Consider the following 14224-nt stretch of genomic DNA (forward strand, 5'->3'; position numbering starts at 1 on the left):
TCCTAATTCATTGCGTCCAGGTACCGTTGCCAAGCGGAATCAAAAATTGTCATCGACGGCAGGTAGTCAGCATTTTCTTCAAGGTATTTTGAAATCTCCTCAAAGTCAACCGACTGCTTAGGAAAAGCCGTGTCAAAAAAGGCGTTGTTGGCAAATTGCTGAATCTCGTCGGCACTGTTTGGGTTACGTTGGGTCATTAAAAAACGGTAAAAACTTTCTCGTGGCATCTTGTTCCTCCTACTTATTATTTGTTGGGACCGTAATTAAGAATTTAAAGCGGCCATTTTGCATATCAATTTCTTGGGCAGAGTACTTGAGTGAGCGGTGTTTGCTATAACGATTAAGGTCAAGTAACACCGTCTTTTTGTTCGGATCAATCTTTACCCATTTTGGAATATCATAATTCTTCGCAATGTAGCCCATCACAAATTTAATCGGGATATTGAGCCGGCCGACTGTCAGTCCCTTTGCCCGGAGTAAAACATTCCCATTACTTAACCGTTCAGGGACAAAGTTGATTGCAAAGCGCACCTTGGCCCCTAAAAACTTAGTCGTCCCGGTCAAGGTTGCATACCGATTGCCAACGATAAAGTCATACTTTATCTTCTGCCCCTTCAAAAATTCGTTTAGGTAATTCGCTGCTAAGGCATTAACCTGCTTCTTATTTAGTTCCACCGTCACTGATGAATCGCTCGGCTTAACAGCTTTTGCAACCGTCGATGTGGGGGCAGGCGCAGTCGCCTTATTTAAGACGACACCACCGCTAACAATTATGACGGCTACTAAGCAGATGAAAGCCCATTTCCACCAGTTAATGCTCTTTTTATTTTCTTCCTTTGCCATTGTTACCTCCGTACATATTCCCAACTATCGTGCTTTGTCATTGATTGAAATAGCTTATTGGCAATTTGTACATACCCTGTATGGTTAGGGTGGAAATTGTCGTCGGTTGAGATATATTTATTCAGATTCTTATCCTTATGGTTCATGATATTGATTACCCGGGCTTGACTCACCTTGCCCTGGTTAGCTGTCTTTTCTTCTTGGAGGAGCTGCTTTTGCTCACTCTTAGTCTGATACTGACCATACGTCATCAACTTATCAATATTGACAAAGTACATCCCCTGGTAGGCACCCATCGTGTCACGCGTTGTTTGGTTCCACTGATCTATCGACTGGTTGATGATCCGCACGTCGGGAAAGTATGCATAAAAGGGATTGTAGATACTCATAACAAAGATCGGTGCCCGTGGGTTTTCCTTCCGCACAGCGCTAAAGAGCTTCGTCAGCTTTTGCTGGTAGGTCTTTTCACCGGCATCGACACTCTTTGTGACCTGGGCCTCAGACCCCATCACATTTTTCTCTAAAATCTGCATTAGGTCATTACCGCCGACTGTCATTGTGATGACGTCAGCGCTCTTGAGATCCTTGCGTAACTGCGGTTGCTGGTTTAGGCGAGCTAAAATTTGATCAGAACGGTCACCAGTCACCCCGTAGTTAACCGTCGCAACCGTCGTATGGTGATACTTCTTTTCAATCTTACTTTTAATTACCCCGACATAGCCGCCCTCATTGGCCTCATCTCCCTGACCATGAGTCAGTGAATCGCCAAGTGCAACTAACTTCACATTTTTCTTCTCAACATACTGCGGTTGTGGTTGGGCAACCCGCGAACTACTGGTTGAAGAAGACTGTGAACCAGTCATTAAGTAATAGCCACCACCGATTAAAACAGCTCCGATTAAAAAGACTGGTAGCCATCCCTTCCATCTCTTCATCTGTCTCATCCCCTTATCCATTGAAAGTGCAAAAAAGGCTGAGATTATCCCAGCCTCCTTAGTAACTCCTTAGCTATTCGGTATAATACAGCAAACAACATGCCCCCATCCCCGTATGGGTAGCAATGATTGGTACCGTCTCACGGACAATCACCTTTTTGCCGGGACAGATCTCTTCGACGCCGGCCAGCAAGCGGTCGACTTCCTTGCCCGCTTCGACATGGGAAATCCCCACACTCTTTACCTGTGGTCCTTCCTTCATCTCCGCAAGAATCTTATCCCATTCCTTGTGAATTGCTTTCATCCCCCGGCCCTTCATCTTAATATGAATCTGGCCACCAGCGACTTCAAGCATCACCTTGATATTCAACAGGTTTGAAAGGGCCCCGGCAAATTTGCTAATCCGGCCACCAGCAACTAAGTTATCAAGGTTGTCGATTGCCAAGTAAAGCTTAGACTTGCTTAGCACTTCTTTCATCTTTGCGATCGCATCTTCAACCGAGCCACCATTTTCAATTACTTGGGCAGCTTCCACGATCTGAAAGGCCATTCCCTGGTCAGTCGTTTGTGAATCATAGACAGTTACCTTTGTTTGTGTCATCTCCGCAGCTTGCTGCGCAGCATGCACGGTCCCGCTGATTGACTCCATCATCGTCACACAAAGCACTTCACTGCCATCCTTACCAAGCTCATTAAAGGCGTCAACAAACTTCCCGATTGGCGGCTGGGAGGTCTTTGGCAGTGACTTTGCATTCTTCATCATTGTGGGGAACTGGTCGTTGGTAATTGTCTCACGTTCAACGTACACGGTCCCGTCAATCATCACGGTTAATGGTATAATCGTAATGTCATATTTTTTTATTTCTTCTTCAGTTAAACCAGCTGAAGAGTCACAAACAATTTTAATCTTTGCCATGGAACTTACCACTCTTCCTGAATGATTTATGTGCTATAATTATCTGGTATTGAATACTAGATAATTAGTTTCAAATACTATTATACTCAATTTAGTATTCTTTTGTAGGGTTAATTGCTATTCATTAGTATACCAAAAATAATTAGATAATTCATTGACGTTACTTGAAAGGAGTCTTTTGATGGGAACACAAAAACAACCAGATCGGCGGCAAACAATCTTAATTGAAATCGGCAACGCAATCTCACACGGTATTGGTGCGGCGCTTGCAATCGCCGGCCTCGTCTTGCTGATTATCCGGGCAGTCCACACTGGTAGCCCCATGCGGGTTGTCACCTTTACAATTTACGGGAGCATCCTGGTCCTCTTTTACCTCTCGTCAACCCTGTTCCACGCCCTTGTCTTCACCCGTGCTAAGCACCTCTTTCAGATATTTGATCACGCAATGATATATATTTTAATTGCTGCCACCTATACGCCATACTGCCTCGTTAGCATTGGTGGCTGGTTGGGCTGGACAATTTTTGGTATCGTCTGGGGAATCGCGGTCCTCGGCGTTATCTATAAGAGCATCTGGTTAAAGAAAAAAAGTAAGTGGTCGACCCTCATTTACGTCCTAATGGGCTGGCTGTGTGTGGTCGCCTTTGTTCCCTTGTGGCATGCACTAGGGCCGGTCGGTTTTGGCCTGCTCTTTTGCGGTGGGGTGGCCTTTACACTCGGTGCATTACTTTACAGTCGGCCGACCCAGTATACCCACCTCATCTGGCATTTCTTCGTCCTAATCGGGACCGCCCTAATGTATTTTTCAATCCTCCTCTACGTTTAACCGCCATTCTTCAAACCAGCAAATAACACTACCATTTTCCTCAACGGAATCACGGTGAACCAAGTGCCAACGGTCATAATCGATCGTTGGCATTTTTGTATCACCATCGACATGTTGGTTGATTACTGTCCGGTAAAGCCGGGTAGCCTGAGCGAGCACTTGCTGGTACACGTTTGCTCCACCGATGACAAAGTAATCTCCCGGCTGCTGGTTGACTAACGCCTGCATTTCAGCAACCGAATGAATTACCGCAATCCCATTATTTACCAAGTGCTGACGGGTCAAGATAATGTTTTTCCGGCCAGGAAGGGGGCGGTCACCCAGCGAGGCAAAGGTCCGGCGTCCCATGATGATTGGGTGGCCCATCGTCGTTTCCTTAAAGAATTTCATGTCCGCTGGTACATGCCAGGGAATCTTATTGTCCTTACCAATCCAACCGTCGAGGTCCTCTGCCCAAATAAAACTTAATTCACTCATCTTTTTCCTCCTAAACGGCAACCGGGGCCTTGATCGCTGGCTCATGGTGGTAGCCAGTCAGCTTAATGTCAGCCATCTCATACTGGTCAATTGCCTTCGCCGCTGCTGGTAAGACTAATTCTGGTGCTTGGTGCGGCGTCCGGGACAGCTGCTCTTTTACCTGGTCCAAGTGGTTCAGGTAAATGTGAGCATCCCCTAAAGTATGGACAAAGTCACCGACGCCAAGGCCACACTGGTGGGCAATCATATGTGTTAGCAAAGCATAGCTGGCGATGTTAAATGGTACCCCTAAGAAGATATCAGCACTTCTTTGGTAAAGTTGGCAACTTAGCTTCCCATCATTGACGTAAAACTGGAACATGGTGTGACATGGTGGTAACGCCATTGAAGGAACGTCCTCAGGGTTCCACGCCGAAACAATCATCCGCCGGGAATCAGGGGTGGTCTTAATCTGGTGAATAACGTTGGCAATTTGGTCAATCGTTCCCCCCTTACTGGTTTGCCAGTGCCGCCACTGACTGCCATATACCAGGCCGAGGTCGCCGTATTTCTTTGCAAATTCATCATCAGTTAAAATCCGATCACAGAAGGTCTTCTTTTCCTGTAAGTACACCTTCTTGAATTCTGAATCTACTAACCAGCGGTGGCCAAAATCGGTCATATCTGGTCCCTTGTATTCCGGGCTTTCAACCCATTTCTTAAATGCCCATTCATCCCAGATATGGTTCTTATGTTGAAGTAGGAAACGAATATTGGTGTCCCCCCGCAAGAACCAAAGGAGTTCACTCTTGATTAAGCCAAATGGCACCTTCTTCGTCGTTAGGAGGGGAAAACCCTTATTAAGGTCAAAGCGCATCTGGTAGCCAAAGACTGACCGCGTACCCGTGCCTGTCCGGTCATGCTTCTCGTGACCGTTTTCCAAGACGTAACGCGCTAAGTTTAGGTATTGTTCTTCGTTTATGTTTGTTGCCATCGTGATTCTCCTTATCGCTATTCGACGTAATTACTAAGGTATTCCCACCGAGCAGTTTTTTCGTCAATTGCCTTTTGCACTTCATTTAACTTCTTCTGCAATTCCGCTAACCGTGGGTAGTTGCTGGCAGCTTCAGCCATTTCTTTTTCAATCTCATCATGTTGTTGGTCAAGCTTTTCCAATTCTTCATCAATCTTGTCCCACTCAAGCTTTTCCGCATAAGTTAGCTTCGTCTTTTCCTTTTTTGCCGGCTGCTCTTTAGGGGCCTGTTTTTTTGCAGCCGCTTTTTGGCTCGCCCTATTTCCCTGGGCTTGCTCTGCTTGTTGCTGTTGCTGCTTTAAGTAGTCCGTAAAGCGACCAGTGTAGCGTTGAATGTCCCCGTTACCGTGGAAGATCAACAAGTCATCCGCCACCTTATCGAGGAAGTAGCGGTCGTGGGAAACCGTAATAACCGTCCCAGCAAAGTTATCGAAGTAACCCTCAAGGACAGTCAAGGTCCCAATATCAAGGTCATTTGTCGGTTCGTCCAGTAATAGTACGTTCGGCTGTTGCATCAAGATCTTTAGCAAGTACAGCCGCCGCTTTTCCCCACCGGATAGCTTCCGAATCAGCGTTCCGTGCATGAACCGTGGAAAAAGGAACCGTTCCAATAGCTGGGTGACACTGAGCTTATTGCCGTCCTTATCCGTGACGTTATCAGCAATCTCCGTCAAAAAGCTGATCATCCGTTTACTGTCGTCAATTCCCTCCGTCTGCTGGGTGTAGTAACCGAGTTTTACGGTTTCCCCAATCTTTAACACCCCACTATCAAGCGGAACGCGCTGGGCAATTACGTTTAAGAGGCTCGTCTTCCCGGCCCCGTTTTCGCCGGTAATCCCAATCCGGTCCCCGGCCTGCACAAGCCAGTTGAAGTCCGTTAAGATCTGGTGGTTATCGAAGTGCAAGGCCGCATCCTTAAACTGGATAACGTCCTTTCCCAGCCGTTGGGAGCCCAGGTTGATTGAAATGTCTTCATCCGTCTGTAAGTTGCCAATTTTTCCTTCCAGTTCATGGAAGCGATTGATCCGCCCCTTTTGCTTCGTTGACCGGGCCTTTGCTCCCGTCCGCATCCAGGCCAGTTCCTTCTTGTACATCTGCTGGTTCTTCCGTTCGGTATCCTTTGCCAATTCAACCCGTTCTGCCTTCTTGGCGACAAAGTCTTGGTAATTACCGTCATAGTGGTAAAGTTTCCCGAATGAAAGTTCCCAGATATGGTTAGTAACCTGGTCTAAGAAGTACCGGTCGTGGGTAACGACGAGAACTGCGCCCCTATAAGAAGCTAAAAAGTCTTGGAGCCAGACAACGGAGTCAAGGTCGAGGTGGTTAGTCGGTTCGTCTAATAACAAGAGGTCTGGCTGCTGAATTAACACCTGTGCTAGGCCGACCCGCTTTTGCTGACCCCCGGATAATTCACTGATTTTTTGGCTAACGTCATTAATTTTCAACTGGGTCAGAATTGTTTTAACCCGACTGTCGGCTTCCCAGGCATCTTCCTGGTCCATTCTTGCCTGCATCTTCGTGTAGTGGTCCATCGCTTGGGGGTCTTGTGGGTGCTTGGTAAACCGGTCTAAGGCAAGTTCATACTCCCGAATCGTCTTAAAGACCGGCTGGTTACCATCAAAAACAGCCGCCATGATTATCTTGGTTTCGTCTAGTTCTGGCTGTTGTTTAAGGTAGCCAATCGAGTAGTCGTTTGGCTTGGTGATCTCGCCACCGCCTTCAGGATTTACTTCCCCGCTGATTACGTTAAGGAGGCTGGTCTTCCCACTACCATTTACCCCGATCAACCCAATCCGGTCATTTTCATTGATGATAAATGAAACGTTATCGAATAGTGTCTTTTCACCGTACGTGCTTGTTAAGCCTTCTGCGCGCATTGTTTGCATATTATCCCTCTTTTGCCATCTGTCGTGCTGTGTCTAGTAGTACTTCTGCCTCATTAGGGAGGTCACCGTTCACCACCGCGAAGGTCAACTGGTTAATCAGTTTACCCATTAATGGTCCCGGCTTGATATTTGCCTGTTTGATCAGCATCCCGCCATTGATTGCAAGCTCCTTACCATTTTTGATCGGTAGCTTTGCGTATTCTTCTTGTAACTGTTCATCCTGAATTGCCCAGCCATATAGCTTAGCTACCTGGTTGGCGTCCGCTAATGCTTGCCAGCCAGTCTTAAAAAGCAGGTTCGGGGTTACTTGTCCCTGGTGGAAGGCCTGGACGGCTGGAATTATCTTATTTACTTGGGCAATTAAGTCATTAGCCGTCTTCCACTGCTTGAGAAACTTATTGACTGCTGGCCGGTCGGTGATTCCTAGCTGCAGGCAAACCGTTGCCCATACCTGGGCCTCATTTTCAAGCTGCCACTGGTTCAAAACTAGCAAGGCAGTCAACTGCTGGCCAGCGGTTGCCATCCCGGGGCAGTAACGGTACAGGCCAGTCGCAATAAAGTCCTTTAACCCGGCAACCGGATTTTGCCCTAACAATAGCTTTTCAAATTCGACCCGGATTCGCTCCACCGCAATTTTTGCCAGCAGGGGGGCATTTTCCTTAATCCCCGTCAATGTCGGCTGGTCAATCGTAAAGTCAAGCTTGCTGGCGAAACGAACCGCCCGCATCATCCGCAAAGCATCTTCGTGGAAACGTTCGTTGGGGTCACCAACGGCGCGGATAAGCCGGCGCTTCAGGTCACCTAGGCCATCAAAGAGGTCGACCACTTCCCCATTTTCTTTTAAGGCCAGCGCATTGATCGTAAAATCACGCCGCTGTAAGTCCTCACTTAGCGACCGCACAAAGGTCACACTGTCTGGGCGGCGGTAGTCTTGGTACCCTGATTCAGTCCGGAAAGTTGTCGTCTCGTACCCTGTCCCGTGGTCAAGGATCATCACGGTTCCGTGTTCAATTCCCGTATCAACCGTCCGCTTAAAAATTGACTTGATTTCACTAGGGTAAGCACTGGTCGCAATGTCGATATCGTGAATTGGGTCATGCAAGATCGTATCCCGGACACAGCCACCGACAAAGTATGCTTCATAGCCAGCTGCTTCAATCTTTTGTAAGACCGGCCGCGCTGGTTCAAAAATGGTTGGTAATTGTTTAATTATCATTTTTAATCAAGTCCTCTTTATTTAGTCAAAGATGATTATAGCAAATTAAGTGCAGACGAAAAAGGAGCTCACAACGCAAATCAATCTAACGCTGAACTCCTATTTCCGATATTAATAGTCTTCATACTGGTCATATAAGTCTTGCATTTCCATATCCGTCGGTACTAAACGCAGGTAGTGTTCCAATTCGTCCATCAACTGGTCTGTCTCGCCAGCTTCCCGGTAATAGTTAATCAGTTCCTTCAGGAAAGTTGGGTTTTCGCTATAAGCTGGTAATGCTGCCTGATAGTATTTTCCTGCCAGGTCGAACTTTCCTGTTCGCTGGTAAGAACGCGCCAGGTTCCAGTAAAGTTGTGGGTCAGTCTCGTCTTCTTTAACCAGCGGACTCAACAGCTTAATATTTGTCTCATCATCATGCTGGTGAAGGAGAAAATTACTGTACTGCAGCGTGATTGTCATGTTATCAGGGGCAAGGTCATGGGCCTTTAAGAGGTATTTTTTCATCAGCTGCTGGTTGCCTAAGTGACTGGTGATTTCAGCTGCTAAGGCGTACAAATGCTCATTATACTGGTCAACCGCTAACCCCTCTTGCACTGTTCGCAAGGCTTGCTGGAATTTATTTTCCTTTTCATAGGCGCGTGCCAACTCGGGGTAGGCTGATGCGTACTGGTCATCTTCTTTAATCAAGTTTTCCAGCGTCTTAATCGCATCTTCTGTGTTCCCCAGCTGCAACTGGGTCAGTCCCGTCTGGAAGCGAATATCGGTAGTCTGGTATTCCGGCTTAACCTGGGTCAAGTAACCCAGGGCCTGTTTAAACTGCCCACTTTGGGCGTAGGCCATTCCCAAACGACCGGCAATATCAACCTTAGCAAAGTCAGTGTAACCATTTTTAATCAGCTGGAAATAATAATTAATTGCCTCCGCATACCGGCCAATCAGAAAGTAAAACTCCCCCAGCGCAAATTGAACAGCTGGCTCATCAGGAGCAAGGTCATATGCTTCTTTCAGCTTTTCTTCAGTTACCTCAAATTCTTCTTCGGTCTGGTACAAGTCAGCTGCCACCAGTAACGATTCGAGGTAAGCTGCTGAGCCGGGGCGCACCTGGGCCAGGTACGACAAGGCTTCATCATTGTGTCCTTCGTCAATGGCAATCGTCGCCAGGTTCGTCCGGAGCTCATCTTCGTCCGGGTACTGGTCAAGGAGCTGTAAATAGATTGTCCGGGCTTGCTGCAAGAAGCCAAGGCCGTAAAGTTCTTCTGCCAAGCTAAACAACATCTCATCATCGTCATTTTTCAAGGCTAACTTAAAGGAGTTTTCTGCTTCTTTCAACTTACCAGCTTCTAGTTGGTCAATCATCTGTTCTGAGTAGGTCATCTCATGCCCTCCCTTTTATAATCACTATTAAATATAGCATAATCCCCCTGATTACGCATGGATCACAAATTATCTGTAAACAAAAAAAGATGATGATTGACAAATATCAACCATCATCTTTTCGTTTTTAACTGTTAATTACTTAACAGCATCCTTTAAAGCTTTACCAGGCTTAAATGCTGGTACCTTGCTTGCAGGAATTTGGATTTCTTGACCAGTTTGTGGGTTGCGGCCCTTACGTGCAGCACGTTGACGTACTTCGAAGTTACCGAAGCCGATTAATTGAACCTTTTCACCCTTAGCTAAAGATGCTTGGATTGAGCTAAATACAGCATCAACAGCAGCAGTAGCATCCTTCTTGGTTAAGCCAGTTGCAGTTGCAACATTGCTTACTAATTCTGCCTTATTTGCCATGTGTTTCACCTCCCACAATCAACGAGGAGCAAATCACTCGTCAGTGAATGTTAATTTTGAGTGGTCCAAAATTAACGAAATAATTACGAGAAGTTCGTATCATTTCAATGTTAAGATTAGCATAGTGAAACCCTGCTGGCAAGCGGTTTTACTAACTTCTCGCCGCATTTTTAAGGTTTTTTTAATTTCAGCGACCTTTTCATAAATTTTCATTGCCGCTGGCGCTTAATCAGGTGAATTGGCGTACCGGAAAAGTCGAATGCTTTCCGGATCTGGTTTTCCAGGTAACGCGCATAAGAGAAGTGCATCAGGTCAGGGTCGTTTACAAAAATAACAAATGTTGGCGGTTCAGTGGCCACCTGGGTGCCATAGTAGACCCGGAGCCGGCGACCATTTTGCGTCGGTGTCGGGTTAGCCGCAATTGCATCCATCAAGACGTCGTTTAACACTGCTGACTGGATTCGTTGCCGGTGGTGGTCGTAAACTGACTCAATCATTTCTGGCAACTGGTTAAGCCGTTGGTGGGTCTTTGCGGAAACAAAAATAATGGGGGCATAACTTAGGTACTGGAACTCTTGCCGGATAAGATTCGTGAAGTCGGTCATTGTCCGGTGGTCCTTTTCTTTCAGTGTATCCCACTTGTTAACCACGATAATTACCCCACAGCCGGCTTCATGAGCATAACCAGCAATGTGCTTATCAAGCTCACGGATCCCTTCTTCCGCATTTAATACCACAAGGACAACATCACTATCATCAATTGCCCGCATTGACCGCATCAGGGAGTAGCGCTCGGTATTTTCGTAGATCTTCCCTTTCTTCCGAATCCCGGCAGTATCAACCATTGTAAACTCTTGCCCGTTTTTAGCGGTAAACCGGGTGTTGATCGCATCACGAGTCGTCCCGGCAACATTGGAGACAATTACCCGGTTTTCACCGAGGATTGCATTGACTAGGGACGATTTTCCAACATTAGGCCGCCCGATGAAGCTAAAGTGGATACTATCGTCCGCTTCATTAGCTTGGTTATCAGGGAACTTTTTAATAACCGCATCCAACAGGTCCCCCATTCCAATTCCGTGGACACTAGAAACAGCATAGGGCTCACCAAGACCGAGTGAATAATAATCATAGATGTCACTACGTCGTTCCGGATTATCAACCTTATTCACGGCGAGGACGACGGGCTTATTTGACCGGTAAAGGATCCGGGCAACCTGCTCATCAGCATCGGTAACCCCATTTTCGACATCAACTACCAGGATAATAACGTCCGCTTCATCGATCGCGATTTCGGCTTGTTGTCGAATCTGGGTCAGCAAGGGCTGGTCAGAGATTTCAATTCCACCGGTATCGATCATACTAAAGTGCTTGCCAAGCCATTCAGCGTGAGCGTATATCCGGTCCCGCGTTACGCCAGGAGTATCCTCAACAATTGAGATCCGCTCACCAGCAATACGATTAAACAGTGTTGACTTGCCAACATTTGGCCGGCCAACAACTGCGACGATTGGATTTGCCAATCTTGCCACCTTCTTTCTTTTCTCCTTTGATCGGGTAAGATTTAGAATAAGAAGAGGCCGGAAAAACAATGTTTTCCCGGCCTCCCCTTAAAAGATAATTATTTTAAGAAACTAGTTCCGAAGGTCCTTAAGCTTGTCACCAATTAAGTCACCCATTGAGAAGCCACTTTCTTCTTCTGGAGCATTGTTCATGAAGCTCCGGTTGTTATTCCGACGAGAACGACGACGACCACGGTAGTTTTCACCGTTGTTATTGTTGTTCTCTTCATCCTTTGGACGTTCTTCAAGAGCCTTCATTGATAAACCAAGACGTTGGCGTTCGGCATCAACGTTGATAACCTTAACCTTAACTTCTTGACCTGGCTTAAGAACATCAGCAGGTGTAGCAATGTGCTTGTGTGAGATTTGTGAAATGTGAACTAAACCTTCAACACCAGGGAATACTTCAACAAAAGCACCAAAGCTAGTCAAACGCTTAACAGTACCAGTTAATACGCTGTCTACTGGAGCCTTTTCTTCGATGTCATCCCATGGTCCAGGTAATGTTTGCTTAATGGATAATGAAATCCGTTCACGTTCAGGATCAACGCTCAATACCTTAACCTTAACATCTTGACCGGCAGTCAAAACATCAGCTGGCTTGTCAACGTGATCGTATGAAATTTCAGAAACGTGAACTAACCCATCAACACCACCGAGGTCGATAAATGCACCAAAGTTAGTCATCCGGGCAACCTTACCTTCGACAACGTCACCTGGTTGTAATTCAGCAAATACCTTTTCGGCAGCTTCTTCGTGTTGAGCTTGAACGATTTCCTTGTGAGAAAGGATCAAGCGGTTTTCACTTGGTTCAATTTCAACGATCTTGAATTCAAGTTCTTGACCCTTGAATTGGTTCAAGTCTTCAACATAGTGGTCAGTAATCATTGAAGCAGGGACGAAGCCACGTACTCCAGCATCAACGACCAATCCGCCCTTAACGGCTTGGGTAACCTTAGCTGTAATGGTTTCACCATCATCAGCCTTCTTTTGAATGTCATCCCATACCTTACGAGCTTCAAGACGGCGGTGAGAAAGCAAGTAGCTACCATTTTCCTTGTCGTTACCGATCTTGGAAATGACAACTAAGTCTAATTCGTCACCTACTTTTACAGCATCATTGATGTCTTCAACTGGCTTGGTTGATAATTCCTTAGCAGGGACGACACCTTCAACCCCTGCATCTTTGATTCCAACGATAGCTTGACGATCGTCATCGATTGCCAAAACTTCACCCTTGACAACATCGCCCACCTTTACAGTTTCGATGCTATCAAGAGCCTTTAACATATCGTTGTTCTTTTCATTGTTTTCAGCCATTAAAAAAAATCCTCCTTGCAACAATCAACTCTAAAAGCTATTTTACTAAAAACCAAACAATATTTCCAGTATTTAAGCTAATTCATCTGCTGTTTTTTTAATTATTTTACTAATCTCGTCGACAACTTCATCAATTGTGAGATTTGTTGTATCTAACCGCACCGCATCCGGGGCCTGCGTCAATGGTGAAACCTTTCTTGTTGAATCCTTTTTATCCCGGAGTTCAATTGCCTTTTGAAGTTCTTCGAGGCTCACCGTATCAATGCCTTTTGCCTTATTTTCAACATAGCGCCGCCGTGCCCTTTCGTGGGCCGTAGCAACCATGAAAATCTTAACCGGCGCATCCGGCAAGACAGTCGTCCCAATATCCCGACCATCCATCACAATACCACCAGCAGCGGCAATCTGCCGTTGTTGGTTCGTCATTTCTGTCCGGACTGCCGGGATTGCGGCAACTGCGGACACATTTTCGGCAACTTTGGGTAAACGGATGTCACGGGTGACTTCTCGTCCATCTAAGAAAACCCGCTGTTCTTCTTCGCCCGGCTTAAAGCTGATTGTAATCTCCTTTGCAAGTGCCGCCACTGCCTCGTGGTCGGCAACATCAATGCCCTTATTCAAGGCAGCCAGCGTAACTGTCCGGTACATTGCTCCCGTGTCACAGTAAACATAGTTAAACTTCTTTGCAACAAGCTTTGCCACCGTACTCTTCCCTGCGGATGCGGGGCCATCAATTGCTACTTGTAATCCCTTAGCCATTATTTGTCTTCACTCCTCTATATTAACCAGTCGCTAACGGTAATTGTACCGCGACGTTTCCGTGCTATTACCATAACGGTTGTAATTCTGTCCATTATTGTAGTTGCGGTAATACCTATTTGACGTGGTATTACGGTTCCCGTAGCCATTATTGTAGCGATTATAACCATTGCCATAATGATTATAGCTACTAGTATATGTACTCGACTGTGGCGCACTGCTATAATTTTGGCTCATTTCACTAGAAGACGACTCTGAAGCCACAGATGATGACGAAGAAGAGCTGCTTTCGCTACTCTTGTGGTGTTTCTTCTTTGCAGAAGAACTAGAGCTGCGCGATGCTTTTTTTTTACTAGAATCTGAACTCAAAGCAACCTGTTCTGACCGCGCTGGATGGTTAAATGATTGCTTGTTATTAACCCAGTAAATAACTGGCGCCGCCGCTAAAATGATAATCAGCACAATCAAGATCGTCGTAATCATTGAATTATGCGACCGTTGCTTGCGGTGTTCGGTTCGCGACAGGTGACCTTCACTATCAAAGTCCTCAGTGTCGGCAAACTTTTTATCCCATAATTCATCATTTGCCCGTCGGCTTTCCTTCCGTTCTTCACTCACCTCAATCATGCCTCCTTCTGTTGAATTTAACATTCTGATTGTATCGCAAAGCTTTCATACTTGTCT

Annotated in this window: 15 protein-coding genes; 1 reads left to right on the top strand and 14 read right to left on the bottom strand. The window is 46.2% G+C overall.

The features are described 5' to 3' along the window. Positions 1-2 precede the first annotated feature (2 nt). The 4 genes from CZ502_RS09090 to CZ502_RS09105 all read right to left on the bottom strand — a co-directional run bounded on the left by CZ502_RS09090 (position 3) and on the right by CZ502_RS09105 (position 2694). Positions 3-227 carry a YozE family protein gene (locus CZ502_RS09090; RefSeq protein WP_076461778.1) on the bottom strand — a complete coding sequence of 75 codons (225 nt, stop codon included), beginning with the start codon at positions 225-227 and terminating at the stop codon, positions 3-5. Between the two features lie 10 nt (positions 228-237). Further along, positions 238-843 (bottom strand): YpmS family protein, encoded by a 606-nt coding sequence (locus tag CZ502_RS09095; RefSeq protein WP_076461780.1) that lies wholly within the window; start codon positions 841-843, stop codon positions 238-240. A 2-nt stretch (positions 844-845) separates the two neighbouring features. Next, positions 846-1778: an SGNH/GDSL hydrolase family protein gene (locus tag CZ502_RS09100; RefSeq protein WP_076462362.1), complete on the bottom strand. Its 933-nt coding sequence runs from the start codon at positions 1776-1778 to the stop codon at positions 846-848. Positions 1779-1851: 73 nt separating this feature from the next. Continuing rightward, positions 1852-2694 (bottom strand): DegV family protein, encoded by an 843-nt coding sequence (locus CZ502_RS09105; protein WP_076461782.1) that lies wholly within the window; start codon positions 2692-2694, stop codon positions 1852-1854. 181 nt (positions 2695-2875) lie between these two features. Here CZ502_RS09105 and trhA point away from each other — a divergent pair, with 181 nt between their 5' ends. Further along, positions 2876-3520: a PAQR family membrane homeostasis protein TrhA gene (gene trhA, locus CZ502_RS09110; RefSeq protein ID WP_076461784.1), complete on the top strand. Its 645-nt coding sequence runs from the start codon at positions 2876-2878 to the stop codon at positions 3518-3520. Here trhA and CZ502_RS09115 read toward each other — a convergent pair. The 10 genes from CZ502_RS09115 to CZ502_RS09160 form a co-directional block, all read right to left on the bottom strand. Next, entirely contained in the window at positions 3500-3997 is a 498-nt protein-coding gene (locus tag CZ502_RS09115) for a dihydrofolate reductase (protein ID WP_076461786.1), read from the bottom strand. The genes trhA and CZ502_RS09115 overlap by 21 nt on opposite strands. A gap of 10 nt (positions 3998-4007) precedes the next feature. Further along, complete coding sequence (locus tag CZ502_RS09120; RefSeq protein ID WP_076461788.1) at positions 4008-4970, bottom strand: thymidylate synthase; 963 nt, start codon at positions 4968-4970, stop codon at positions 4008-4010. Between the two features lie 17 nt (positions 4971-4987). Next, entirely contained in the window at positions 4988-6895 is a 1908-nt protein-coding gene (locus CZ502_RS09125; RefSeq protein WP_076461790.1) for an ABC-F family ATP-binding cassette domain-containing protein, read from the bottom strand. A 1-nt stretch (position 6896) separates the two neighbouring features. Further along, complete coding sequence (locus tag CZ502_RS09130; RefSeq protein WP_076461792.1) at positions 6897-8111, bottom strand: CCA tRNA nucleotidyltransferase; 1215 nt, start codon at positions 8109-8111, stop codon at positions 6897-6899. A gap of 111 nt (positions 8112-8222) precedes the next feature. After that, positions 8223-9485: a tetratricopeptide repeat protein gene (locus CZ502_RS09135; RefSeq protein ID WP_076461794.1), complete on the bottom strand. Its 1263-nt coding sequence runs from the start codon at positions 9483-9485 to the stop codon at positions 8223-8225. Between the two features lie 138 nt (positions 9486-9623). Next, the gene (locus CZ502_RS09140) at positions 9624-9899 is read right to left on the bottom strand and encodes an HU family DNA-binding protein (protein WP_003717019.1); all 276 of its coding nucleotides are present in this window, start codon (positions 9897-9899) and stop codon (positions 9624-9626) included. A gap of 209 nt (positions 9900-10108) precedes the next feature. Continuing rightward, positions 10109-11422 carry a ribosome biogenesis GTPase Der gene (gene der, locus CZ502_RS09145; protein ID WP_076461796.1) on the bottom strand — a complete coding sequence of 438 codons (1314 nt, stop codon included), beginning with the start codon at positions 11420-11422 and terminating at the stop codon, positions 10109-10111. 111 nt (positions 11423-11533) lie between these two features. After that, positions 11534-12781: a 30S ribosomal protein S1 gene (gene rpsA, locus CZ502_RS09150; protein WP_076461798.1), complete on the bottom strand. Its 1248-nt coding sequence runs from the start codon at positions 12779-12781 to the stop codon at positions 11534-11536. A 72-nt stretch (positions 12782-12853) separates the two neighbouring features. After that, complete coding sequence (gene cmk, locus CZ502_RS09155) at positions 12854-13540, bottom strand: (d)CMP kinase (RefSeq protein ID WP_076461800.1); 687 nt, start codon at positions 13538-13540, stop codon at positions 12854-12856. A gap of 33 nt (positions 13541-13573) precedes the next feature. After that, the gene (locus CZ502_RS09160; protein WP_076462364.1) at positions 13574-14158 is read right to left on the bottom strand and encodes a peptidoglycan-binding protein LysM; all 585 of its coding nucleotides are present in this window, start codon (positions 14156-14158) and stop codon (positions 13574-13576) included. Between the last annotated feature and the right edge of the window lie 66 nt (positions 14159-14224).

The organism is Limosilactobacillus caccae, assembly GCF_900156885.1.
Lineage (GTDB): Bacteria > Bacillota > Bacilli > Lactobacillales > Lactobacillaceae > Limosilactobacillus > Limosilactobacillus caccae.

Coding starts and splice junctions, on each gene's coding strand:
- rpsA (WP_076461798.1), bottom strand. CDS start 12,781: ATGGCTGAAAACAATGAAAAGAACAACGATATGTTAAAGGCTCTTGAT.
- cmk (WP_076461800.1), bottom strand. CDS start 13,540: ATGGCTAAGGGATTACAAGTAGCAATTGATGGCCCCGCATCCGCAGGG.
- CZ502_RS09090 (WP_076461778.1), bottom strand. CDS start 227: ATGCCACGAGAAAGTTTTTACCGTTTTTTAATGACCCAACGTAACCCA.
- CZ502_RS09115 (WP_076461786.1), bottom strand. CDS start 3,997: ATGAGTGAATTAAGTTTTATTTGGGCAGAGGACCTCGACGGTTGGATT.
- CZ502_RS09120 (WP_076461788.1), bottom strand. CDS start 4,970: ATGGCAACAAACATAAACGAAGAACAATACCTAAACTTAGCGCGTTAC.
- CZ502_RS09135 (WP_076461794.1), bottom strand. CDS start 9,485: ATGACCTACTCAGAACAGATGATTGACCAACTAGAAGCTGGTAAGTTG.
- trhA (WP_076461784.1), top strand. CDS start 2,876: ATGGGAACACAAAAACAACCAGATCGGCGGCAAACAATCTTAATTGAA.
- CZ502_RS09140 (WP_003717019.1), bottom strand. CDS start 9,899: ATGGCAAATAAGGCAGAATTAGTAAGCAATGTTGCAACTGCAACTGGC.
- CZ502_RS09125 (WP_076461790.1), bottom strand. CDS start 6,895: ATGCAAACAATGCGCGCAGAAGGCTTAACAAGCACGTACGGTGAAAAG.
- CZ502_RS09130 (WP_076461792.1), bottom strand. CDS start 8,111: ATGATAATTAAACAATTACCAACCATTTTTGAACCAGCGCGGCCGGTC.
- CZ502_RS09095 (WP_076461780.1), bottom strand. CDS start 843: ATGGCAAAGGAAGAAAATAAAAAGAGCATTAACTGGTGGAAATGGGCT.
- CZ502_RS09100 (WP_076462362.1), bottom strand. CDS start 1,778: ATGAAGAGATGGAAGGGATGGCTACCAGTCTTTTTAATCGGAGCTGTT.
- CZ502_RS09105 (WP_076461782.1), bottom strand. CDS start 2,694: ATGGCAAAGATTAAAATTGTTTGTGACTCTTCAGCTGGTTTAACTGAA.